Annotated in this window: 18 protein-coding genes and 1 pseudogene; 18 read left to right on the forward strand and 1 reads right to left on the reverse strand. The window is 39.7% G+C overall.

Going from position 1 to position 22,474, the window contains the following annotated elements; genetic code table 11:
* Position 1 precedes the first annotated feature (1 nt).
* The 10 genes from yajC (at position 2) to PQ460_RS06050 (ending at position 10,662) form a co-directional block, all read left to right on the forward strand.
* Positions 2 to 316 (forward strand): preprotein translocase subunit YajC, encoded by a 315-nt coding sequence (gene yajC / locus PQ460_RS06005; protein WP_274172047.1) that lies wholly within the window; start codon positions 2 to 4, stop codon positions 314 to 316.
* 129 nt (positions 317 to 445) lie between these two features.
* Positions 446 to 1,768, forward strand: a complete 1,323-nt coding sequence (locus tag PQ460_RS06010) for an ArsB/NhaD family transporter (protein WP_274172048.1) — start codon at positions 446 to 448, stop codon at positions 1,766 to 1,768.
* 103 nt (positions 1,769 to 1,871) lie between these two features.
* Positions 1,872 to 2,156, forward strand: coding sequence for a post-transcriptional regulator (locus tag PQ460_RS06015; RefSeq protein ID WP_204822967.1), 285 nt, complete (start codon positions 1,872 to 1,874; stop codon positions 2,154 to 2,156).
* Positions 2,157 to 2,308: 152 nt separating this feature from the next.
* Positions 2,309 to 3,781 (forward strand): protein translocase subunit SecD, encoded by a 1,473-nt coding sequence (gene secD, locus PQ460_RS06020; protein WP_273613360.1) that lies wholly within the window; start codon positions 2,309 to 2,311, stop codon positions 3,779 to 3,781.
* A complete protein-coding gene (gene secF, locus PQ460_RS06025; protein ID WP_274172049.1) occupies positions 3,771 to 4,679 on the forward strand; it encodes a protein translocase subunit SecF in 909 nt (302 codons plus the stop codon). The genes secD and secF overlap by 11 nt, the downstream gene beginning before the upstream one ends.
* Positions 4,680 to 4,752: 73 nt before the next feature.
* The gene (locus PQ460_RS06030) at positions 4,753 to 5,736 is read left to right on the forward strand and encodes a cation diffusion facilitator family transporter (protein WP_274172050.1); all 984 of its coding nucleotides are present in this window, start codon (positions 4,753 to 4,755) and stop codon (positions 5,734 to 5,736) included.
* Positions 5,737 to 5,747: 11 nt separating this feature from the next.
* The gene (gene recJ / locus PQ460_RS06035; RefSeq protein ID WP_274172051.1) at positions 5,748 to 8,153 is read left to right on the forward strand and encodes a single-stranded-DNA-specific exonuclease RecJ; all 2,406 of its coding nucleotides are present in this window, start codon (positions 5,748 to 5,750) and stop codon (positions 8,151 to 8,153) included.
* Between the two features lie 51 nt (positions 8,154 to 8,204).
* Positions 8,205 to 8,723, forward strand: coding sequence for an adenine phosphoribosyltransferase (locus tag PQ460_RS06040; protein ID WP_204822972.1), 519 nt, complete (start codon positions 8,205 to 8,207; stop codon positions 8,721 to 8,723).
* A 246-nt stretch (positions 8,724 to 8,969) separates the two neighbouring features.
* Positions 8,970 to 9,467: a cation:proton antiporter regulatory subunit gene (locus PQ460_RS06045; protein ID WP_273613356.1), complete on the forward strand. Its 498-nt coding sequence runs from the start codon at positions 8,970 to 8,972 to the stop codon at positions 9,465 to 9,467.
* Between the two features lies 1 nt (position 9,468).
* Positions 9,469 to 10,662: a cation:proton antiporter gene (locus PQ460_RS06050; RefSeq protein ID WP_274172052.1), complete on the forward strand. Its 1,194-nt coding sequence runs from the start codon at positions 9,469 to 9,471 to the stop codon at positions 10,660 to 10,662.
* 280 nt (positions 10,663 to 10,942) lie between these two features.
* Here the strand turns inward: PQ460_RS06050 and uraA are convergent, their stop codons facing one another.
* The gene (gene uraA / locus PQ460_RS06055) at positions 10,943 to 12,262 is read right to left on the reverse strand and encodes a uracil permease (RefSeq protein WP_274172053.1); all 1,320 of its coding nucleotides are present in this window, start codon (positions 12,260 to 12,262) and stop codon (positions 10,943 to 10,945) included.
* 376 nt (positions 12,263 to 12,638) lie between these two features.
* Between uraA and PQ460_RS06060 the strand changes: the two genes are divergently transcribed.
* From PQ460_RS06060 to PQ460_RS06095, 8 genes and pseudogenes are all read left to right on the forward strand, one after another.
* Entirely contained in the window at positions 12,639 to 14,813 is a 2,175-nt protein-coding gene (locus PQ460_RS06060) for a RelA/SpoT family protein (protein WP_273613353.1), read from the forward strand.
* A 94-nt stretch (positions 14,814 to 14,907) separates the two neighbouring features.
* Positions 14,908 to 15,360 carry a D-aminoacyl-tRNA deacylase gene (gene dtd, locus PQ460_RS06065; RefSeq protein ID WP_274172054.1) on the forward strand — a complete coding sequence of 151 codons (453 nt, stop codon included), beginning with the start codon at positions 14,908 to 14,910 and terminating at the stop codon, positions 15,358 to 15,360.
* Positions 15,361 to 15,580: 220 nt separating this feature from the next.
* Positions 15,581 to 16,087, forward strand: coding sequence for a type 1 glutamine amidotransferase domain-containing protein (locus PQ460_RS06070; protein ID WP_273613351.1), 507 nt, complete (start codon positions 15,581 to 15,583; stop codon positions 16,085 to 16,087).
* Positions 16,088 to 16,171: 84 nt separating this feature from the next.
* Positions 16,172 to 16,618, forward strand: coding sequence for a hypothetical protein (locus tag PQ460_RS06075; RefSeq protein WP_274172055.1), 447 nt, complete (start codon positions 16,172 to 16,174; stop codon positions 16,616 to 16,618).
* 846 nt (positions 16,619 to 17,464) lie between these two features.
* A complete protein-coding gene (gene hisS / locus PQ460_RS06080) occupies positions 17,465 to 18,709 on the forward strand; it encodes a histidine--tRNA ligase (RefSeq protein ID WP_273613349.1) in 1,245 nt (414 codons plus the stop codon).
* Between the two features lie 82 nt (positions 18,710 to 18,791).
* Positions 18,792 to 20,582 (forward strand): aspartate--tRNA ligase, encoded by a 1,791-nt coding sequence (gene aspS, locus PQ460_RS06085; RefSeq protein WP_273613348.1) that lies wholly within the window; start codon positions 18,792 to 18,794, stop codon positions 20,580 to 20,582.
* A 66-nt stretch (positions 20,583 to 20,648) separates the two neighbouring features.
* Entirely contained in the window at positions 20,649 to 21,404 is a 756-nt protein-coding gene (locus tag PQ460_RS06090) for a tRNA threonylcarbamoyladenosine dehydratase (protein ID WP_273613347.1), read from the forward strand.
* Positions 21,405 to 21,576: 172 nt separating this feature from the next.
* Positions 21,577 to 21,987, forward strand: a pseudogene (locus PQ460_RS06095) (NUDIX hydrolase).
* Positions 21,988 to 22,474: the final 487 nt, after the last annotated feature.

Genomic DNA, 22,474 nt, shown 5'->3' on the forward strand with positions numbered 1-22,474 from the left:
CATGTTTGAAACAGCAGCAGCTGCAGGTGGAACAGGCGGTATCTGGGGAGCAATCCTTCCATTTGTATTTATGTTCGTTATTTTTTACTTCTTACTGATTCGTCCGCAACAAAAGAAACAAAAGCAACGTAAAATGATGTTAAATACATTGTCTAAAGGTGATAAAATAGTAACGATCGGTGGATTGCACGGTACGATTGCTGAAATCACAGACGATATCGTTGTTTTGCGCGTAAACGATGTTACTAAATTAACATTCGATCGTGCTTCAATCAGTCATGCAACAGGCGAAAAAGCACCTGTTTTGACTAAATAATTACGTGTATTGATCCTTAATAATAATGTTTACATCGAAGCGGGCCTGATTAACAGGTCCGTTTTTTGCTTGAAGATGATATATTGAAGTAGATAGGATAAACATAAAGTATGAATAAGGAGGTGCAATATGCAACCGACAGCGTTGATGAGTTCATGGCAGCCTGTGGCAGCGATTGTGATCTTTTTGATCATATATGCAGTGTGGATGACGGATCGGATCAGTAGAGCGTTAGTTGCGTTAGCAGGAGCTCTGATTTTTCTTGTGATTGGTATTGTGCATTGGCAAGATGCTTATATGATGCATATCCAGTGGAATACGATCTTTCTCTGGATCGGTATGATGCTCATTGCGGCTGTGATGAATCGAAGTGGCTTGATACCGTATGCAGCGATCTATAGTCTGAAATGGACGAAAGGCGGACCTGTACGGGTTATGCTTTTGCTGACCTGTTTGACTGCTATTGGTTCAGCACTGTTAGATAGTGTCACGATGGTATTATTGATCGTACCGGTCACATTTGTGATTACTCGTAAATTAGAGCTGAATCCTGTTCCTTTTTTGATTGCTGAGATTTTGGTGAGTAATCTGGGTGGTGCTGCGACATTGATTGGGCATCCGGTGAATATTTGGATCGGATCGGCTAATCCTCAGTTGACTTTTAATTTATTTCTGACAGTACTTGGACCTATTGTACTTATATTATTAGTTGTGAATGTAGGTCTGTTATTGCTGTTTTATCGCAAATCATTCCGTCAACACTCACTCAAGGCTCCACTGCAACATTTGGAGGAAGAAGCGCGTTCTTATATTCAGAACCCTCGTCGCGCAATAGCGATATTGATTATATTTATAGTGACGTTGCTTGCGTTTGTAAGTCAGAACTGGATAGGCATTGAGACTCCTGTGATTGCTTTAAGCGGCGCTGTATTGATGCTGTTAGTTAGTACTCGATCCCAGTGGCGTACTGGCGAAATCTGGCGTGAGATCGAATGGGAAACCGTTTTGTTTTTTATCGGGCTATTTATATTGGTAGGCGGTCTAGTCGATACAGGATGGATTAGTCTGGGAGCTACACAATTATTAGAATTAACGAATGGCAATCTGGGATTTGCGGCGATGATTATATTGTGGATAACAGGTCTGGTATCTGCGGCGATTGATAATATTCCATGGGTTGCGACGATGATTCCTTTAATTCAAGAAGCAGGAGTGCAAATGAATGCAGATGCGCCTGCTGTGCTTAACCCTCTCTGGTGGGCTTTATCCCTAGGTGCTTGTATTGGTGGAAATGGGACATTAATCGGTGCTTCTTCCAATCTATTAGTCGCTGCTATAGCTCATCGTGAAAAACATCATTTTAGTTATATGGAATTTTTGAAAGTAGGATTACCATTAACACTTATTTCTTTGGCAATAGCTTCTGCTTATCTTTATTTTATTATCTTGTGAATGTAGCAGGAGATTCCAATTCAATGCAGAATTACTTAATGTTGAGCATGGACAAATAAAAAAATAGACAGGGTAATCAAGTGTGGGAAGGAAAGGTGCTCCAATGGCGATGGAAGAATTGACCAATGCCGAGCTTACTGAAGTAATTGAGACATTATGCGAAAGTAAAGCAGAAGAATTTCGTCTGCTTGGCTACGAAAATGTGACTTCAGATGAGATATGGGATTGCCTCGGCCACAAATATGATAAGCAGGGGATGCCCAAACTTCATGAGTTGGTTAGTGACATTTTGTCGATGAGGGTAAATCAGTTTATGAATTATGTAACAATGTCATCTTATAAAAGCGCACCAGATACTTGGAACCAGGCACCGTTGGATCAATCATAAACTGTTGAATAACAGCATGAACCAATGATAAGCTGGAGTCGGTACTTTATCGACATCAGCTTGTTTATTTTGCAGACCAGTGGTAAATTGACTGTAATTTGTGCCATCGCTATAATAGGAATATTGAGAATGAAAGGGGAACCACATACGGGATGAAAAGAATCATCAGCTTCGTAGTCGTTATGCTCGTCGTTGCTGGCGTTATTGGCGCAACGACACCGTTATTTAAGGATGTTCGTTTAGGACTGGATCTTAAGGGCGGTTTCGAGATTTTGTATCAGGCTACGCCAACCACGCAGGGGGAACAAGTCACCAGGGAATCATTATTGCAAACAGCAAAAAGTTTGGAACAACGTGCAAATGCTTTGGGAACCAGTGAACCAGAAATTACAACAGAGGGTACAGATCGTATTCGTCTGAAAATTGCTGGAGTTACGGACGAAGCAACCGTTCGCCAAACGATGAAAGAACCAGCGGAATTAACATTCCGTAGCGCAGATGGCTGTACAACAGATTCTTCTGCGAAAAAAGATGAAGCAACAAGCAAATCTACAAGTAGCACTAAAAAATCTGATGCTACGAGTAAATCGACTTCCAAAGACAGCAATGAAGTATCGACTCAATCGGCAGGAGCAACACAAGAAATTAATGTTGATCCAACGACTGGAGAAGCTACAACTGCCCCTGGAGATACATACAATGGCGCAGCAGAGCAGGATCCAGCAGCACAAGATCCGCTTAAAGTATATTGTAAAGTAGAATTGACAGGTAATGATTTCACAGAAAATGGAGCATCTATTTCGTACACTCAACTGAATGAGCCACAAATTGCGATTAAGTTGAAAGATGCAAGCAAATTTGCTGAGATCACTAAACGTTTGACAGGTCAAAACTTAGCTATTTTCCTAAATGATCAATTGCTTTCTGCTCCTAGAGTACAAGGTGAACTTTCAGACGGAACAGCTGTTATTACAGGTACGTATACACAAGAAGAAGCACAACAATTGAAAGACCAGATCAACTTGGGTGCTTTGCCACTTAAATTGACAGAAGTGTATTCACAAAGTGTTGGCGCAACATTGGGTCAACAATCGTTGAAAGATACATTGCTTGCAGGGGTTATTGGTTCGATCTTGATCCTGTTATTTATGGCTCTCGTCTATCGTGTGCCTGGTCTTATTGCAGGTTTCTGTATTATTGTTCATACATGGCTATTGGTTATGATCTTTATTGCAGGCGACTTTACATTAACCTTGCCAGGTATTGCAGCATTTATTCTCGGGGTTGGTATGGGTGTAGATGCGAATATTATCACCTACGAACGGATCAAAGATGAACTTCGTAGTGGTAAGAGCTTATTGTCTGCATTCAAAGCAGGTGGACGTAATTCATTCGGAACAATTATGGATGCGAATATCACAACGATTATTGCTGGTGCTGTAATGTTCGCATTAGGTACAGGGGCAGTAAAAGGTTTTGCATTAGTATTGATTCTTAATATCATAGTAAGTATCTTGACGAATGTGTTCTTCTCTCGCTTCTTGCTATCTTTGCTTCTCAAAGGAAAGATTATTACCAAAGCGAAGTCGTTCGGTGTAAAGGAGAGTGAACGCAGTGCGCTTTAAGTGGAATTATGATTTTATCAAAATCAGTAAGTATTTCTATACGTTCTCGATCATTTTGATCGTACTTGGTATTTTGAGTCTAGCGATCTTCAAATTAAATTATGGCGTTGATTTCCGTTCAGGTTCTAATGTGGATGTCACATTAACAAAACCAATCACAGAAGCTCAAGCCAAACCAGTTATTGAAGCTTTAAAATTGAGTGATGATCCTAGTATTACAATCGGTGATGGACGAATGAATGTCCGTTTCGAAAAAGTATTAAGTGATACTCAAGAAAATCAGTTCAAACAAGCATTTACCAAACAATTGGATAGTGGAGCTTCTTTTGAAGTCAACACTGTAGATCCAGCGATTGCACAAGAATTAGAGCGTAATGCTCTATGGGCAGTATTAGCTGCAAGTTTGGGTATTATTATCTACATTACGATTCGTTTTGAATGGCGCTTTGCTGTCGCTGCGGTTGTAGCAATGCTTCATGATGCATTTATCGTAATCGCGATTTTCTCTATTTTCCGTTTGGAAGTCGATCTTACCTTTATTACAGCGATCCTGACTATTATCGGTTACTCGCTGAATGATACTGTCGTTATCTTTGACCGTATCAGGGAAAATCTACGCTTCTCTAAACAGAAGAAAACTGGTGATGTTAAAACCATCGTCAACAACAGTATTTCTCAAACCATGACTCGTTCACTAAATACAGTATTAACTGTATTTATCGCTTGCGTATGTTTGTTCATATTCGGCAGTGAGTCGATTCGTATGTTCTCATTAGCAATGATTCTTGGTCTTGTATTTGGTGCTTACTCTTCTGTCTTTATTGCTAGCCCATTGTGGTTATTGCTTAAAAACAGACAAAAACCAAAAGCGAAAACTCCGTCTAAAACGACGGCGTAACATTGCAAGTCCAACATGTTGAAGCCGCGTCCTGTTACAGACGCGGCTTTATGTTGTTTTAGGAGGGGAAATCGTGAAAAACCAAGATATCCATCAAGGAGAAAAGGTGTTTTGGACATCGGTTGTTACGGGACTCGGATTGGCGATTGTCAAAGGAGTTACCGGTTATATTGCTAACAATAAAGCATTGATGGGAGATGCATTATATACAGCTTCTACAGCGGCAAGTAGTCTTGTCGAACGTTTATCCAATCCCAATGGGAATGCAAAACAGCACACACGCCAACATAACAAATTAGCGCAAAATCAACCTCCTGCCAAAACAGGTGCTCCATTTGCTAACTTGATGATAACTGTGCTTTTGTTGTTAGGTGGATTAGAAATTGGCATTTCAGCTATACGAGATATGATGTCTATAGAGACTCCTGATCCTAAGCCGTATGCGATTATTCCTGTATTTTTATCTATTGCTATCAATGAAGCTGTATTCCGTTATCGTTATCGTTATGCGAAAAAGCAAAAAAATGCTCGTCTGGCAGATGATGTGGATAATCACCGTTATTCGTTGTACTCTTCTATTCTGGTGCTTGCCGGGATGTTAAGTACAATTGCAGCTTTGGAATTGAATATCGATCAACTGTATTATATCGAACCGATTTCAGCTATTCTGGTGGCTGGTATTGTATGGCGTCAAGGATATCGAATTGCGAAGCATTCTATTTATGGATCACTGGTACAAGAATTAGATCAACAAGATGCTGTAGATTTTATGGATACCGTACAACGTGTACAGGGTGTTATCACTGTAGAAGAATTAAAAGCACAAGAAGTAGGAGACAGTGTCAAAATCGATCTTAAAATCAGTGTGAATCCACAAATTACGGTTCGAGAAGCGGCAGAAATTTCAGAGTATGCCAAAAATTTATTGTTAAGTCGTTTTGCTCATGTCAGTAGTGTACAGGTACAGGTAGTGCCTTATAACGGTGGATATCCGTATAAATCGAATTATGAACTGACACAAAGCAGAGATACATCTGGAAACGGTATGCTTCAATAAGGAGGAACCATATGATTCATTCACAATATCATTGGAATATTCGTCGTCCTGATCAGACGATTTCACAGTCTCTAGCGAACAAGTTGGGCATATCTTCATTAATGTCTACTCTTTTAACCAGTAGAGGCTATACAGAGGAACAACAAGCACTACATTTTCTTCATGGAAGTCGTGATGATATTCATGATCCGTATTTGCTAGCAGGGATGACAGAAGCGGTCGCACGAATACGTCAAGCTTTAGAACAAAAGGAAAAAATATGGATCTATGGGGATTATGATGCAGATGGTGTATCCAGTACGACCCTTATGATCTATTTGTTGCGTCATTTACAGGCTGACTTTGATACTTATATTCCTCATCGTTCCAAAGAAGGATATGGACTGCATCAACATGCGATCGATCAAGCTCATGCACAAGGCGTAACCTTAATTATTACGGTGGATACAGGTATTAGTGCAGTAGAACAAATTGCTCATGCAGCCCAATATGGTATAAATGTTATTGTTACCGATCATCACGAACCACCTGCTGTGTTGCCACAAGCGTATGCGTTAGTGAATCCGAAGCTACCTTATTGCCCATATCCTTTTAAAGGGTTAGCAGGTGTTGGGGTTGCTTTTAAGCTGGCTCACGCTTTATTAGGTTCTATGCCTGAGCAATGGTTAGAAATCGTCGCTATCGGTACGGTAGCCGATCTGATGCCACTTGAAGGTGAGAACCGCATGATGGTACGTGCAGGTGTAGAAAAAATGAAAAACAGTTCATTTGTAGGGATTACCGCTTTGATGAATGTAGCTGGTATTGAACATGAACAAGTATCGGCTACACATATTGCATTTGCAATGGCTCCACGTATCAATGCAAGTGGACGAATGGAACATGCGATGCGTGCTGTAGAATTGTTGACTACAACAGATGCAGAGCAAGCTGATTATATTTCTCATGAGCTGGATCAATTAAACAAATCTCGTCAGGAGCTTGTAAATACGATCACTCAAGAAGCACATCAGATGGTTGCAAAAGGGTATGAGGGACAGACCAAAGAGATTCCAGATGTGATTGTAGTCGCAGGAGAAGGTTGGAATCCAGGTGTAGTTGGGATTGTGGCTTCTAAATTGTTAGATCGTTATTATCGTCCTACGATTGTATTGGGAATTGATCCCGTAACAGGGCTGTGTAAAGGTTCTGCTCGTTCGATTGACGGATACGATATTTATCAAGCGCTACTGAACTGTGCCGATTTAATGGATCATTTTGGAGGACATCCAGCGGCGGCAGGAATGACACTTCATCGTGATCAATTGGATGCTTTTCGTCACGCTTTGAATGAGCGAGCAGCTACCATCTTAACGGAAAAAGAGTTGGTTCCACAGACGCAAGCGGATTGTGAATGTGAGTTAAGCGAGTTATCTTTATCTGCGATTGAAGAATTAGATCAGTTGGCTCCATTTGGGATGTCTAATCCATTACCTCGGATTGTGTTGCGCGGTGTTAAAGTGATTCAAGCCAAAACGATTGGTAAAACAGGTACACATCTGCGATTAGTTGTCGAGCAAGGGGATACGATGATAGAAGGTGTTGCTTTTGGTAAAGGAGAACTTGCGGGTTTACTTGCCGAAGGAGATCATATCGATCTGCTCGCCGAAACGAGTATCAATGAGTGGCGGGGGAATCGCAAACCTCAATTGATGATTCAGGATATCGCTGTATCGGGCTTGCAAATCTGGGATCGTCGTGATTGCAAAGCGATCGATAGTGAATTGACCAAAGTTCGTCAACAATTTGGACGTTATATGGCGATGGAACAAGGACAATGGGCGATATTAAGTGAAGAAGATGAAGATTTATTAAAAAGCCAATTGTGTGATGTATCCCTTTGGGGTTATGATAGAAAGGCTGGCATTATCGCTGGCAATACTATTTCTATGCAATATGGTGCAGAAGCTGTACGCACGTTATGTGTATTGTCTTTACCAGCGCATACAGGGCAATTGGATATGATTTTTGCCCAGTTCACTTCTCTTGAAAATATCATTCTTCTCCATGATAAGCGGCAACAGCAGGAACTTCTGCAAAAACCTGATCGAGATCAATTTAAATTGATCTATGGATGGCTTGTCAAAAGCAATCAGCAATTTGTTCATGAAGATGAGCTTATTCCTTACCTGAGTCAAAAAACATCCAGTTCAATAAGAATGGTACAGCTTATGCTGGAAGTATTCGAGGAACTGGAATTTATTATCCGAGAGCAAGGAAAGGTTACGGTTAATACTTCTCCTTCCAAACGTCCTCTGGATAGTTCGAAGCGGTATCAGGAACTTAGCGAGCTGGCTGAAATGGAATATATGTTATGTGAAAGTGATCTGCCGCAGTTAACATCATGGATGATTTCCCGCATGCAAGGCGCGTCATAACAAAAAAAAGTATAGGGTTATACAGGTTTTTATTTTGAGGAGGAGATTTTTTTGGATTTTAAAGAGTATATTCGCGTGATTCCTGATTTCCCGCAAGAAGGAATCAGTTTTAAAGATATCACCACTTTGATGCAAAATGGACCTGTCTACCAACAGTCTATCAATGAATTGAAAAAAATGGTTGAGCATTTGCAAATTGATGTAATTGCTGGTCCAGAAGCACGCGGTTTTGTAGTAGGTGCGCCACTTGCTTATGCATTAGGTGTAGCTTTTGTACCTATTCGTAAAGCTGGCAAACTTCCTTACAAAACGATTCAAGCTGATTATGCACTTGAATATGGTCAAGATAGCCTGGCAATGCATGCTGATGCGATCACAGAAGGACAAAATGTTCTGATTGCTGATGATCTACTTGCTACAGGTGGAACTATTGCTACATCTATCAATTTGATTCGTCAATTGGGTGGTAATGTAGTTGGTACAGCATTTATGATCGAGTTGCAAGATTTAAATGGTCGTGAAAAATTACCAGACGTTGATGTGTTCACATTGACACAATATCCGTTCTAAAACAGAGCATTTCCCGGGAAATAAAAAGAATCATATATAAAAAGTGTTGTAATATCGCCCGATTGCCAATAACTATTGTTGGTAAATCGGGTTTTTTGGCGTTTTTTGAGCTAAATTGGTCAAAAATGAGTTTTTTTATGAAACCTATTGAATAGAAGCCCGTATAACATTGTAGAAGCATACTGTATGTACAGTTATTTCTGTATCAAATAGTCATGCTATTTTAAAGATAAAGGAGGGGGAAGTATGGCTAACATTCGTGAGACGGACTTACCCGGTATTGGCAGGAAATTTTCAGTAGAAACAGAAGAAAGTGAGAAAATTTCGATTATTGTCCATGAAGATGGGAAACGAGAGATTTTTCACAATCCACCAGACAGCCCGGAAGAGTATGAGTTGGTCGTTACACTTGGAGATGTAGAAGCTCGTCAAATTGCTAGTATTATTGGTGGAATGAGTTATCGACCTAGTGGACTGGAACAAGCTGAATTATCGTTATCTCAATTGAGTATCGAATGGTACAAATTGAAAAGAAATATGGATTGTCTGGGGAAAACGATTGGCGACTTAGCGATTCGGGAAAATACAGGCACTGTCGTTATTGCAAGTATTGAATCCAGTCGTAAGCAGAAGATTAGTCCAGGGCCAGAATATGTACTGCAAGAAGGATATACACTTGTAGTAGCTGGTGAGCGTAGTGGTATTCAGATTCTTAAGCAATTGCTTGAGAGGGGGTCTGGATAATATGGACTATATTGTTTTTGAGATTGGGATTGCTGTTCTGTTAGTAGCGCTAGCAGGATTACTTGCATCCAAATTGAAGTTCTCGGTAGTTCCTTTTTATATTTTAGCAGGAATGGCTGTAGGACCTCATGCACCGGTATTCGGCATTTTGGATTTTCGATTTATTCAAAGTGCGGAATTGATTGAATTTATGGGAAAGATCGGCGTTATTTTCCTGCTGTTCTATCTGGGACTCGAATTCTCGGTAGGTCGGTTGGTCAAAGCCGGTAAATCAATAGCGATTGGCGGAACGATTTATATTGGAATTAACTTTACACTTGGATTGCTATTCGGTTTTGCTACTGGATTCGGCATCAAAGAAACATTGGTGATTGCAGGGATTACAACGATCTCTTCTAGCGCGATTGTAGCGAAAGTGTTAGTTGATCTCAAACGGACTGCTAATCCAGAAACAGAAATGATACTCGGCATTATTATGTTTGAAGATGTATTTTTAGCAGTGTATCTATCTGTACTCTCCGGTCTATTGTTAAGTGGAGCAACTTCTATTGGTGGTATTCTTCTATCTGCTGCTCTAGCACTTGGATATATGTTACTTATTCTAGTCGTCGGACGCAAAGCTGTACCGTTATTGAATAAGCTACTCAATATCCCGTCGAATGAAATTTTTATGTGTACTGTATTTGCTGCATTATTTTTAATTGCTGGATTTTCCGAGACGATTCATGTCGCAGAAGCAATCGGTGCTTTGTTAGTAGGGCTTGTTCTTGCCGAAACTTCGCATATGCATCGGATCGAAAAAATTATTTTACCTTTCCGTGATTTCTTTGGCGCATTGTTCTTCTTTAGCTTTGGATTAACGATTGATCCATTGTCATTAGGTGGAAATGCTGTCTGGTTAGCGATCGGCGCTGTAATCTTGACGATGATTGGTAACTACTCGGCAGGAATGTTAGCAGGCAAAACAGCTAACTTGTCACCTAAATCTTCATCCAATGTAGGGCTAACGATTATGTCACGTGGTGAGTTTTCAATTATTGTAGCGAATCTGGGTGCTGCTGGAGGACTGGCTGCGATTTTACAACCGTTTGCTGCAATCTATGTATTAATTTTAGCAATTTTGGGGCCATTGATGACCAAAGAATCGAAATGGATTCACAATGGAATAGCTCGTATTTTCAGACTCAAAAAATAAGCAAATTATTTTCCTATAACACGTCGAGCGAACAGATGTGAGCGTTATTCAGCAACCATATATTGAGTATGGTATATGACTCGTATTATAAGAAAATGACTTGCTTGGGATGGTCATCATGACCTTGATATCTCGAACAGAAAATACAACGCTATTTCTAAAAAGAAACAAGGCATAGCATTCAATAAAAAAGACTACCTTTGTACAATTACTTTGTACGCTAAAGGTAGTCTTTTTATTTTAAAGTAGTGAAGATGAATCAAATGAATATATTAATCTATCAATCTGGATTTTTGGCTGGCAAAGATGGATCGTCTTTATCATTCGATAATCCGGTTACATGTAGCAAACGGAAAAACAAACTCAGTACAATACCTACAATCGTAGCAAGTGCCATACCTTTTAACTCTACAGAGCCAAATTTCAAAGTCGCTCCGCTTAGACCTGTGATCAGTACCATAGTAGTAAGTAGCATGTTTTGCGCTTTGGAATAATCGACTTTTTGCTCGACTAGAATACGTAGACCAGATGCAGCAATAACTCCAAATAGCAGTAGAGAAACACCACCCATAACTGGTTGAGGAATAGCAGAGATTGCTCCTGTAAATGTACCTGAGAATGATAATACGATAGCAAATAACGCTGCACCTGCAATCACATAAATAGAGTACACTTTCGTCAACGCCATAACACCGATATTTTCACCATAAGTAGTATTCGGTGTAGAACCGACAAACCCGGATAAGATCGTAGAAATACCATTACCTAATAAGGAACGATGTAGCCCTGGATCTTTGGATAAATTTTTGCCGACAATATTACTGGTGACTAGCAAGTGACCTACATGTTCTACAATAACAACTAATGCCACTGGAATAATAGTCAAAATAACAGACCAGTTAAATGAAGGTGTCACAACCTGTGGTAATTGGATAAAGCTTGCTTCATGAATTTTGGTGGTATCGACTAATCCCATCGGAAAAGCGAGTCCATAACCAACAGCAATACCAATTAGAATATGTATGATTTTGGGAAATCCGCGAAACGTTACTGCACCTAGCAGGGTAACTCCCAGTGTAATCAGCGATAACGTAATGACTTTCATATCAGGAGCCCATGTACTTGCATCTGCACCTGAAGGAGCTATAAATCCAGCCATTTGTGCAGCCACCGGAATCAGTTCAAGTCCGATTAGAGCAACAATAGCGCCCATCGCTGCTGGTGGGAATACAATATCTAACCAGCGTGTACCGGCATATTTTACAATAAGAGCGACCAGTGCAAAGATAACTCCTGTTATAATAAAAGCACCTAAAGCTAGAGAATATCCATTCTCATCAAATCCGTATTTGGTCAAAACAAGTGTAACTGGAGCGATAAAAGCAAAACTAGAACCGAGATAAGCCGGAATTTTGCCCCGACAGATCCAAATGTAAAGCAGGGTTCCTATACCATTCATCAATAAAATCATACCTGGATCAACATGGAATAGATTAGGAACAAGAACAGTACTTCCGAACATAGCAAAAAGATGCTGTAAGCTTAACAGCAATCCCTGAAATAAAGGCAGTTTCTCATTCACTTGAATTTCACGCTGCACGCTATTCACTCCTCTGTATCAAATGGCACTACTTCAATCATGAAACAACTGTCTGACTCATAACCAGAAGGCATATCTTTAATAGCTTAATGAGTTTGGATGTTTTTTTCAATAACGTTTTTCAGAAAAGCTTGATAATCTTCATAAACCATTCATCCAGAATGGTTGACGCGGATACGTGCAAGAGGCATAATTATAGGAAATCCCCTTTTCGGAACCTGATGCCACACAGATATGGGCAGGTTCCATTTTGATATGTATTTTTGACAACTACTGAAAATTTTAAAAAAGATGTGAAAACAGGTGACATTCTTTGTTTTTTTATAAGGAACTCACAATGTTTATTTATAAATAGAAAGGATACGACAACGATTCTATGGGCATAGAGCGATTACTTGAAAAGGCGTCCGCCTACATTAAAGAAAAGGATCTTCACCGCATACGGGAAGCCTATGAGTTTGCTGATCAAGCCCATCACGGCCAGGTGCGGAAGTCAGGAGAACCTTATATTTTGCATCCTTTGGCGGTTGCAGATATTGTTGTTGGCATGGAAATGGATACGATCTCCATTATCGCCGCACTTCTGCATGATGTTGTTGAAGATACCACCGTATCCCTTGATGAAATTCGTACCCGGTTTGGCGATAATTGTGCCATGCTGGTTGATGGTCTAACCAAGCTAGAACGAATTAAATTCCGCTCCAAAGAAGAACAACAAAATGAGAATTACCGTAAAATGTTTATCGCAATGGCGCAAGATATCCGCGTAATTGTAATCAAGCTAGCTGACCGTCTGCATAATATGCGTACGCTCAAATACCAATCCGAAGAAAGCCAACGTCGGATTGCGTACGAAACGCTTGAAATTTTCTGTCCTGTTGCTCATCGTCTGGGTATTTCGGCGATTAAATGGGAAATGGAAGATATTGCACTTCGTTACTTGAATCCACAACAATACTATCGTATTGCTAATTTGATGCACAAAAAGCGTGCTGAACGTGAACAATATATTGATAATGTTATCGGTCGTATTAATGAAAAGCTATCAGAGATGGGTGTAGAAGCTGACCTTTCCGGTAGACCGAAACATATCTATAGTGTGTATCAAAAAATGACGATCAAAAATAAACAGTTTAATGAAATCTATGATCTGCTGGCGATCCGTATTATCGTAGATAATATTAAAGATTGTTATGCAACACTCGGTATTATTCATACTTTGTGGAAGCCGATGCCAGGTCGATTTAAAGACTATATCGCGATGCCTAAAACAAATATGTATCAGTCTTTGCATACTACGGTTGTAGGCCCAAATGGTGAACCTACAGAAGTACAGATTCGTACATGGGATATGCACCGCACCGCTGAATTTGGTATTGCGGCTCACTGGGCATACAAAGAAGGCACAACAGGTACGATCGAAAATAAAGTTCCTTTTTTCAAAGAAATTCTCGAATTACAGCATGAAGCGAAAGATGCTTCTGAATTTGTAGAATCCCTTAAAATGGACTTTTTCTCTGATCTAGTGTTTGTATTTACACCAAAAGGCGAGGTTATTGAATTACCAATCGGTTCAGTACCGCTAGATTTTGCTTACCGTATTCATACCGAAGTGGGGAATCGAACGATTGGTGCTAAAGTCAACGGTCGTATTGTACCGCTCGATCACCGCTTAAAAACAGGCGATATTATTGAAATTTTGACTTCCAAACATTCATATGGCCCAAGTCAAGATTGGCTCAAAATTGCACAGTCTTCTCATGCGCGTAGCAAAATTAAGCAATGGTTCAAAAAAGAAAAACGTGAAGAGAATGTAGAAAAAGGTCGCGATGCATTAGAACGTGAAATTAAGCGCCTAAATCTGGAGCCTTCTGTCTGGTTAACCGATGATAAGTTAGTCGAAGTCGGTAAAAAGTTTGCCTTTCATGATAGCGAAGATATGTTATCTGCTATAGGATTTGGTGGCATTACAGCAGCTCAAGTCTGTACACGTTTAACTGAAAAATTGCGTAAAGAACAAGAAGAATCTGCAATTATTGAACTGAGTGAACAGGTTAAAGAAGTCAAAACAGCACCGGAAGAAAAACGTCCACGTCCAACCAATGGTGTGAGCGTCAAAGGTATTGATAATCTATTAGTTCGTTTTGCTCGATGTTGTAATCCAGTTCCAGGTGATGATATTGTCGGTTATGTTACACGCGGACGGGGTGTCTCGATTCACCGTAGCGATTGTACCAATGTGCCTGATGTCAGTGATAACAGTGAAGCAGCACGTATTATCGAAGTCGGCTGGGAAAATGCAGTCGAATCGAACTACAGTGTTGATATTGAAATTACCGGTCATGATCGCCGTGGATTGCTAAATGAAGTGTTGCAGACAGTAGCTGAAAATAAAACCAATATTTCGGCTGTGTCTGGACGTTCAGACAAAAACAAAATGGCAATGATTCATATGACGATTCTGATTCGTAATACCGATCATTTGCAATCGGTTGTTGATAAAATCAAACGAATCCAAGATGTATATACCGTTCACCGGATTATGCAGTAAAACCAACACATGATGATACAAATTGAAAAGAAGCTAATCTCCTTTACTGGAATGTTTAGCTTCTTTTCTACATAGAAAGGCAGGATTTGAATTTATGAGAGTAGTCGTTCAACGTTGCAAACATGCTTCTGTCACTGTAAATGAAGAAATTGTCGGGCAGATTGGCAAAGGATTGATGGTGTTAGTCGGTGTTACTCATACGGATACCATCGAAGATGCGAAGTATCTTGCAGGGAAAGTAGCAGGCATTCGTATTTTTGAAGATGAGCAAGGTAAAATGAATCTAGGTCTACAGGATATCGGTGGTGAAGTATTATCGGTATCCCAGTTTACGCTATATGGAGATTGCCGCAAAGGAAAGCGCCCGGGGTTCAGTGATGCTGCACGTCCTGAAGTCGCTACGCCTATCTATGAAGCGTTTAACGAGGCTTTACGCAGTCTAGGCGTAGGTGTAGAAACAGGAATATTTGGCGCAGATATGGATGTATCTTTGACCAATTGGGGACCGGTAACATTGATTATTGATAGCCCTGTTGCTAAAAATTAATACGTTGACATGTAGATGATCGTGATCAAAAATACAATACTAACAAGATCAAAAGGGCAATCTTTGGGACAAAAGATTGTCCTTTTTGTTATTTATTTATCAATTCAAGAGCTGATTGTGGTAGAAGAACAGGAGAACAGGGTAATAAGAAAGCGAGAACAATTACAGTACTACACTGTATTGATTAACTAGATAGCAACACGAAAGGAGAACAATTCCCATGAGTAAAGTAGCATTCTTATTAGCAGACCAATTTGAAGATTCCGAAATGCAGGTACCTTATGACGAGCTAAAAAAAGCAGGTCATGATGCAGATATCATCGGTCTCCAAAAAGGAGAAACGGTGAAAGGTAAAAACGGTAAAGAGGAATACACGATCGAAAAAGCAATCAGTGAAGTTAATGCTGCGGATTATGATGCAGTTGTAATCCCTGGTGGTTCTTCACCGGAAGGTTTGCGTTTAGATCAAGACATTTTGAAATTTGTTACTGAAGTTAATACAGCGAAAAAACCAATCGCAGCGATTTGCCATGGTCCACAAATTCTGGCAAGTGCTAATTTGCTTAAAGGACGTACGATCACTTCATTCCCTCCGCTAAAAGACGACATGGTCAATGCAGGAGCAACGTTTGAAGATGGCGAAGCGATTGTAGATGGTAATTTTATCACTTCTCGTACGCCAAAAGACGAGCCTGCGTTTGTACGTGAAATACTAAAAGCATTGTAAGTGTAACGCACCACGAAAAGATTTCTTTTTCTTAAATAGTATGTCTGTAATACGTATTTAAAATACAGCAAGGAGGTAATGACAATGACTAAACATATTCAAGCTTATTTTCAAACAGAAGATCAAGCAGAGGGTGCTAGAACAGCTCTGCAAACGTTCAATGTAAAACAACTTGAGGTGGGACGATTGCCACACCAAATTAGTCAAAGTGGTAAAGTATTAGTACCACTCGTTCCGATTGCTACAAATACAGGCGGTGCTGTAGGTACAGCAGGAGCTCCATCTGGAGCAGGTCCAGGTGGTATTGTTGCTCCAACGGCTATCATTGAAAATCGTGAAGATCGTCTAGAGAGTGAAGATTCTCCTCGTAGCGATAGTGACAATGATGCAGCATACAGTGCAAGCAATGCTACAGAAAAAGACTATGATGATCTTAAATATGTATTATCTGCTTCTGTGATGGAAGCCGATGTAGAGCACGTGGTACAAGCATTACGTACAAATAATGCATTTGTAGAAGTGTTAGATTAATTGTTATTTTAGTAACAAATAGATGAAATAATCGGTGTTACAGGTGGAGTTTATCCATTTGTAACACCTTTTTTATTGATTTTTATGATAAAAGTTTACCTATTGTAATGAAACTGTAATATAGGAAACATCTTCTCTTAACAATCACCATCTATAATGTACCTATGACCCCCTTTTTAACATACTATGTTGGCCTACAGCCCGTTGCTGTAGGTTATTTTTTTGTCTATAGCGATATACTGTACTTGCACAGTATATTTTTATTAAGTGAAAGTGTTGACTTTAGTGCAGTGGTTCATTACAATCGTTAAATATAACATGATTGTGACTATGAGCTTTGCAAATGTCATAGTAGATGAAAGTTGGAACGATTGAATATAAGATTATGTTGATTAAAGTAATCTTTAAATATACGAATTTGTAGACGGGAAAAGTAACTTAGACCGATACAGTATCGATGATCGATAAAGAGAGGAATTCCGTGGCTGGAAGAATTCCCTGTATCCCTTTGTGAAAAGACCTCCCCGAGAACATGATGTGAAAGATAGAAAAGTGAGATAGGAGCTGTAAATTGATATTTGCAGTATAACTAATCCTTTTGGAATCCAAGTAACCTCATGCGTAGTCAGCGGGCGTTAACCGCTAATGAAGCGAGTGCAATGGTTGTACTCTAGATCAGACAGTTATCGTTTGAGATAGAAGATTGTATTCGAAATGTGGGTGGTACCACGGGTGAATGGAATAATCCAATCCCTCGTCCCTGTTTATAATAAACAGAGGCGTGGGATTTTTTTGTGTCATTTATGAACAGGATAAAGAATCACTTGAATCAAGGAGGAATCAGTCATGGCTTTTCAAAAACCAACAGGTACGCAAGATTTTTTACCAGGTAAAGTAGAAAAATGGCAGTATATCGAACAACAAGCACGCGATCTATGTAGACGATATAACTATCGTGAGATCCGTACTCCATTATTCGAATCTACAGAATTGTTCCAACGCGGTGTAGGGGAAACAACCGATGTGGTACAAAAAGAAATGTATACGTTTGAAGATAAAGGTGGCAGAAGTATGACGCTACGTCCTGAAGGGACAGCTGGTGTTGTACGTGCTTATGCTGAAAATAAATTGTATGGCGAGCCTGATGTCAGCAAATTATATTATATGGGCCCTATGTTCCGTTATGAGCGTCCACAAGCAGGGCGTTATCGTCAATTTCACCAGTTCGGTATCGAAGCTTTTGGCTCTGTTGATCCAGCGATTGATGCAGAAGTGATTGCTTTGGGATTAGAATTTTTTAGAGAATTAGGATTAAAAGGAGTTACGGTTGAAGTGAACTCTGTAGGTACAGCAGAGACACGTGCCAACTATAACGAGACATTACTTGGATTTTTGCGCCCGATGCGCGACACATTGTGTAAAGATTGTCAGACTCGGATGGAACGTAACCCGATGCGTGTATTAGATTGCAAAATCGATCATGACAAATTTGTAGATGCACCTTCGATTTTAGATAGTCTGGATGAAGAAAGTACTGTTTATTTTGCCAAAGTCAAAGAGTATTTGGAGATTATGGATGTAGAGTATACGATCAACCCTCGTCTTGTACGTGGCTTGGATTACTACGCACACACTGCTTTTGAATACAAAGCGCAAGGAATCGGTGCTATTGATACGGTTGGTGGCGGTGGACGTTATACCAAATTAGTATCAGAAGTCGGCGGACCGGATCAACCGGGTATTGGCTTTGGTATCGGAATGGAACGTCTGCAATTGTTACTGGAAGATCAAGAAGTAGAAGTTCCAGGTGTTCAACCACTTGATGTATATTTGCTTGCCTTAGGGGAAGCGGCAGAAGTTGAAGTGGTCAAACAATTATTCAAATTACGTAAACTAGGTTTCTCTGCAGAACGCGATTATCTAGGACGTAAAATGAAAGCTCAAATGAAATCAGCTGATCGCTTCAAAGCCCGCTATACAGCGATTTTGGGTGATGATGAATTGTTACGTGGTGAAATTGCATTGAAACGTATGGATACTGGTGAACAGCAAACTGTCAAAATGGACGAGTTAGCAGATCACTTGAAATAAATAGCTATATCTGATTAAGCAACCCTGTATCACTGCAATAGCGAAAAACGATCAACTCAATTTAAAGGAGAATGAATAACTTATGTTAAGGACTCATAACTGTGGACAATTAACAACTGCCAACATTGGCGAAACGATTACGTTGAACGGCTGGGTACAGACTCGTCGTGACTTAGGTGGCGTACTATTTATCGATCTACGTGACCGTACAGGGATTGTACAAGTTGTATTCAACCCTGCATACTCTGGCGATGCTTTACAAGTCGCAGATCGTGTTCGTAGCGAATATGTATTAGCCGTTAAAGGTGAAGTGGTACTACGTGATGATGAGACAATTAACAAAAACTTGCCTACAGGTGAAATCGAAGTACGTATTACCGAAATTGAAGTATTGAATGCAGCCAAAACGCCTCCATTCTTTATCGAAGATGGTATTGAAGTCGACGAATCAGTTCGTTTGAAATATCGTTACTTGGACTTGCGTCGCCCTGAAATGCAAAAAACGTTGATGTTGCGTTCCAAAGCAGCTAAAGTTTTCCGCGACTTCTTGGATGGCGAAGGTTTTATTGATGTAGAAACACCAATTTTGACAAAGAGTTCACCAGAAGGTGCACGTGATTATCTTGTACCAAGTCGTGTTCATGCAGGCGAATTTTTCGCATTGCCACAATCACCACAGATCTTTAAGCAATTGTTAATGGTGAGTGGACTTGAACGTTACTACCAGATCGCTCGTTGTTTCCGTGATGAAGATTTGCGTTCAGACCGTCAGCCTGAATTTACACAGGTCGATATCGAGACTTCGTTCTTAACTCAAGACAACTTGCTTGATATGATGGAACAATTAATGGTGAAATTATTTAAAGAAACCGTGAATGTAGATATTCCTACACCATTCCAACGCATTACACATGCAGATGCAATGGACAAATACGGTTCAGATAAACCAGATCTTCGCTTTGGCTTAGAATTGGTGAATGTAAGTGATATTGTAGCAGCTAGTGGTGTTAAAGTATTTGCTTCTGTAATTGAAAAAGGTGGAGAAGTGAAATGCTTAAATGCTAAAGGCTGTGGCACATGGACTCGTAAAGAAATCGATAGCTTAGAGCCGTATGCAGCACGTTATGGCGCTAAAGGTCTAGCTTGGATTCAAGTCAAAGAAGGCGAGCTTAAAGGACCTATCGTTAAGTTCTTCAATGAGCAAGAATTAGAGCAAATCAAAACAGCTGTAGGCGCAGAAGATGGCGACTTATTGTTATTCTCAGCTGACACCAAAAAAGTAGTTGCAGATGTATTGGGCGCTTTACGTCTGAAAATTGGACGCGATCTAGGTCTAATCGATGACAAAGCATTCAAATTTGTATGGGTTGTAGACTTCCCATTACTTGGTTACGATGAAGATGCAAAACGTTATGTAGCAGAACACCATCCGTTCACACGTCCTCGTGAAGAAGATGTCCATTTATTCGATACCGATCCAGGTCAAATTCGTGCTCAAGCTTACGATATCGTATTAAATGGTTACGAAGTAGGCGGCGGTTCGATGCGTATCTACAAACGTGATGTACAAGAAAAGATGTTCGCAGCGTTGGGTCTTCCAGAAGAAGAATCTCGTGATAAATTCGGTTACTTGATGGATGCATTCGAATACGGAACGCCTCCACACGGCGGTATTGCTTTCGGATTTGACCGTTTAGTGATGTTGCTTGCAGGACGTACGAACTTGCGTGAAACGATCGCATTCCCGAAAACAGCCAATGCTACTGACTTATTGATGGATGCACCGTCTCAAGTTGACGTTTCTCAATTACAACAATTGCATATCAAGCTTGCTAAAAAACCAGGCGACGATAAAAAACAAGAAAACAACTAAACTCTTTTATAACAAATGATGATTATAGTTGCAGTTTCTCATTTATAAAGAAAGGAGTGAACATCGATGTTAAATCAATTCTCACGTACAGAACTTGCTTTTGGTTCAGAAGGTATGGAAGTGATGAAAAACAGTACCGTTGCCGTTCTTGGGATCGGTGGAGTCGGTTCAATCGCTGTCGAAGCTCTAGCACGTACAGGGGTTGGACGCATTATTTTGATCGATAAAGATACAGTCGATATTACTAATATCAATCGTCAAATTCATGCGCTAACGACTACTGTTGGACAAAAGAAAGCTGATCTTATGGTTGATCGTGTGAAATTGATCAATCCAGAATGTGAAGCAATAGCACTGAACATGTTTTATACCGAAGAAACGTATGAAGAATTATTTAAATACGATCTTGATTATGTCATTGATGCGTCTGATACGATTATTTACAAAATCCATTTGATTAAACAATGCTTGGAACGCAATATTCCAGTGATTTCGAGTATGGGTGCTGCTAATAAGATGGACCCTAGTCAATTTCAGGTCGCAGATATTTCACAAACTAAAATGGACCCGATTGCACGCATTGTCCGTACCAAATTGCGTCAAGAAGGAATCAAAAAAGGCGTGAAAGTAGTCTTTTCTACCGAAAAACCGATGAAACCACGTCAAGATATTACCGATAAAATTGTACCTGAAAATGCACCGGAGATTCGCAAAGCCAAACAACCACCAGCAAGTAACGCTTTCGTTCCTCCTGTAGCAGGACTAATTATGGTCAGTGTCACCGTTCGTGAACTGCTCGAAAAAAACGGTATCGAACTTTAATACGCATTTCTAAATGAATTTTCCCAATAAAGAGCATGTTATCTTTTAAAAGATACATGCTCTTTTCTTATAGTTCTTTTTAAGAATGATCGGCATTAGCAAATTGATAACTGATATAAAAAGTAATATTTTAAATTCTTGCATCTGAAAGAAAGAGAGTGAGGAGAATAACATGCAAAGAGTAGATGTAGTCTATGCTCTTATTTATGATAAAGATCAAGATCAACTATTGATGGTGAATAATAAAGGATCGGGTTGGTCACTTCCTGGCGGTGCTGTAGAAATCGGTGAAACATTAGAACAAGCTGTTGTCCGAGAAGTGCAAGAGGAGACAGGACTAACGATTATAGTTGAACATGTGTTAGCAATAAATGAAGCTTTCTTTCAGGAAAAAGACCAGCACGCTTTATTTATAACCTTTAAAGCAAATATTTTATACGGAGCATGTGAAATTAAACATCCAGAAGAAATATCAGAACTGAAATGGGTCGATTTGTAAACAGCCAATACACTCATGCCTTATCATTCAAATGGAATCAAAAAACTACTTCAGTCATACTGTACATATACATTTCAGTCTTAATTTTCTAAAGTATTTGTTCAATCATAAGTATTAAAACTGTTTATTTAATAATCCTTTATTGAAGCAATCTAACTCTTTTTTAAAAGAATCCAAGTACCAACATAGCGTAAGAAATGGCATTGTTCTGAAAGTCGCCTTTGAAGTGGAATCCCGACTGCTATGCAGTCTAATCAAGGGATTTCATTTCAAAGGCGACGGCAAGAACAAAGCCTTTTCTGAAGCGGATGATGCCCAATACTCCCCATACTCAACCACCATATTTCAATGATGTCCTTCAAAAAAGAACTAGTTTTTTCAAAATGCTTGTGGTATATTAAAAATCCTTTGTTAATGGCAAAACTATAAACATAAGCGCAGACTGACCTGAAAATAGTACACATGACACCATATTCGCTTTGCAAAAAGTGATCATGAGAAGTGTACCTTTTACTGTTACGTCTGCGTTTTGTTTTTTTGCGTGCTTAACAAAGAGATCATAAGTAGATTT

Origin of the sequence: Paenibacillus sp. KACC 21273 (genome assembly GCF_028736095.1) — a bacterium.
GTDB lineage: Bacteria > Bacillota > Bacilli > Paenibacillales > Paenibacillaceae > Saccharibacillus > Saccharibacillus kyungheensis.

Coding starts and splice junctions, on each gene's coding strand:
- PQ460_RS06070 (WP_273613351.1), top strand. CDS start 15,581: ATGAGTAAAGTAGCATTCTTATTAGCAGACCAATTTGAAGATTCCGAA.
- recJ (WP_274172051.1), top strand. CDS start 5,748: ATGATTCATTCACAATATCATTGGAATATTCGTCGTCCTGATCAGACG.
- hisS (WP_273613349.1), top strand. CDS start 17,465: ATGGCTTTTCAAAAACCAACAGGTACGCAAGATTTTTTACCAGGTAAA.
- PQ460_RS06090 (WP_273613347.1), top strand. CDS start 20,649: ATGTTAAATCAATTCTCACGTACAGAACTTGCTTTTGGTTCAGAAGGT.
- PQ460_RS06010 (WP_274172048.1), top strand. CDS start 446: ATGCAACCGACAGCGTTGATGAGTTCATGGCAGCCTGTGGCAGCGATT.
- PQ460_RS06060 (WP_273613353.1), top strand. CDS start 12,639: ATGGGCATAGAGCGATTACTTGAAAAGGCGTCCGCCTACATTAAAGAA.
- PQ460_RS06050 (WP_274172052.1), top strand. CDS start 9,469: ATGGACTATATTGTTTTTGAGATTGGGATTGCTGTTCTGTTAGTAGCG.
- dtd (WP_274172054.1), top strand. CDS start 14,908: ATGAGAGTAGTCGTTCAACGTTGCAAACATGCTTCTGTCACTGTAAAT.
- yajC (WP_274172047.1), top strand. CDS start 2: ATGTTTGAAACAGCAGCAGCTGCAGGTGGAACAGGCGGTATCTGGGGA.
- secD (WP_273613360.1), top strand. CDS start 2,309: ATGAAAAGAATCATCAGCTTCGTAGTCGTTATGCTCGTCGTTGCTGGC.
- PQ460_RS06075 (WP_274172055.1), top strand. CDS start 16,172: ATGACTAAACATATTCAAGCTTATTTTCAAACAGAAGATCAAGCAGAG.
- PQ460_RS06045 (WP_273613356.1), top strand. CDS start 8,970: ATGGCTAACATTCGTGAGACGGACTTACCCGGTATTGGCAGGAAATTT.
- aspS (WP_273613348.1), top strand. CDS start 18,792: ATGTTAAGGACTCATAACTGTGGACAATTAACAACTGCCAACATTGGC.
- PQ460_RS06015 (WP_204822967.1), top strand. CDS start 1,872: ATGGCGATGGAAGAATTGACCAATGCCGAGCTTACTGAAGTAATTGAG.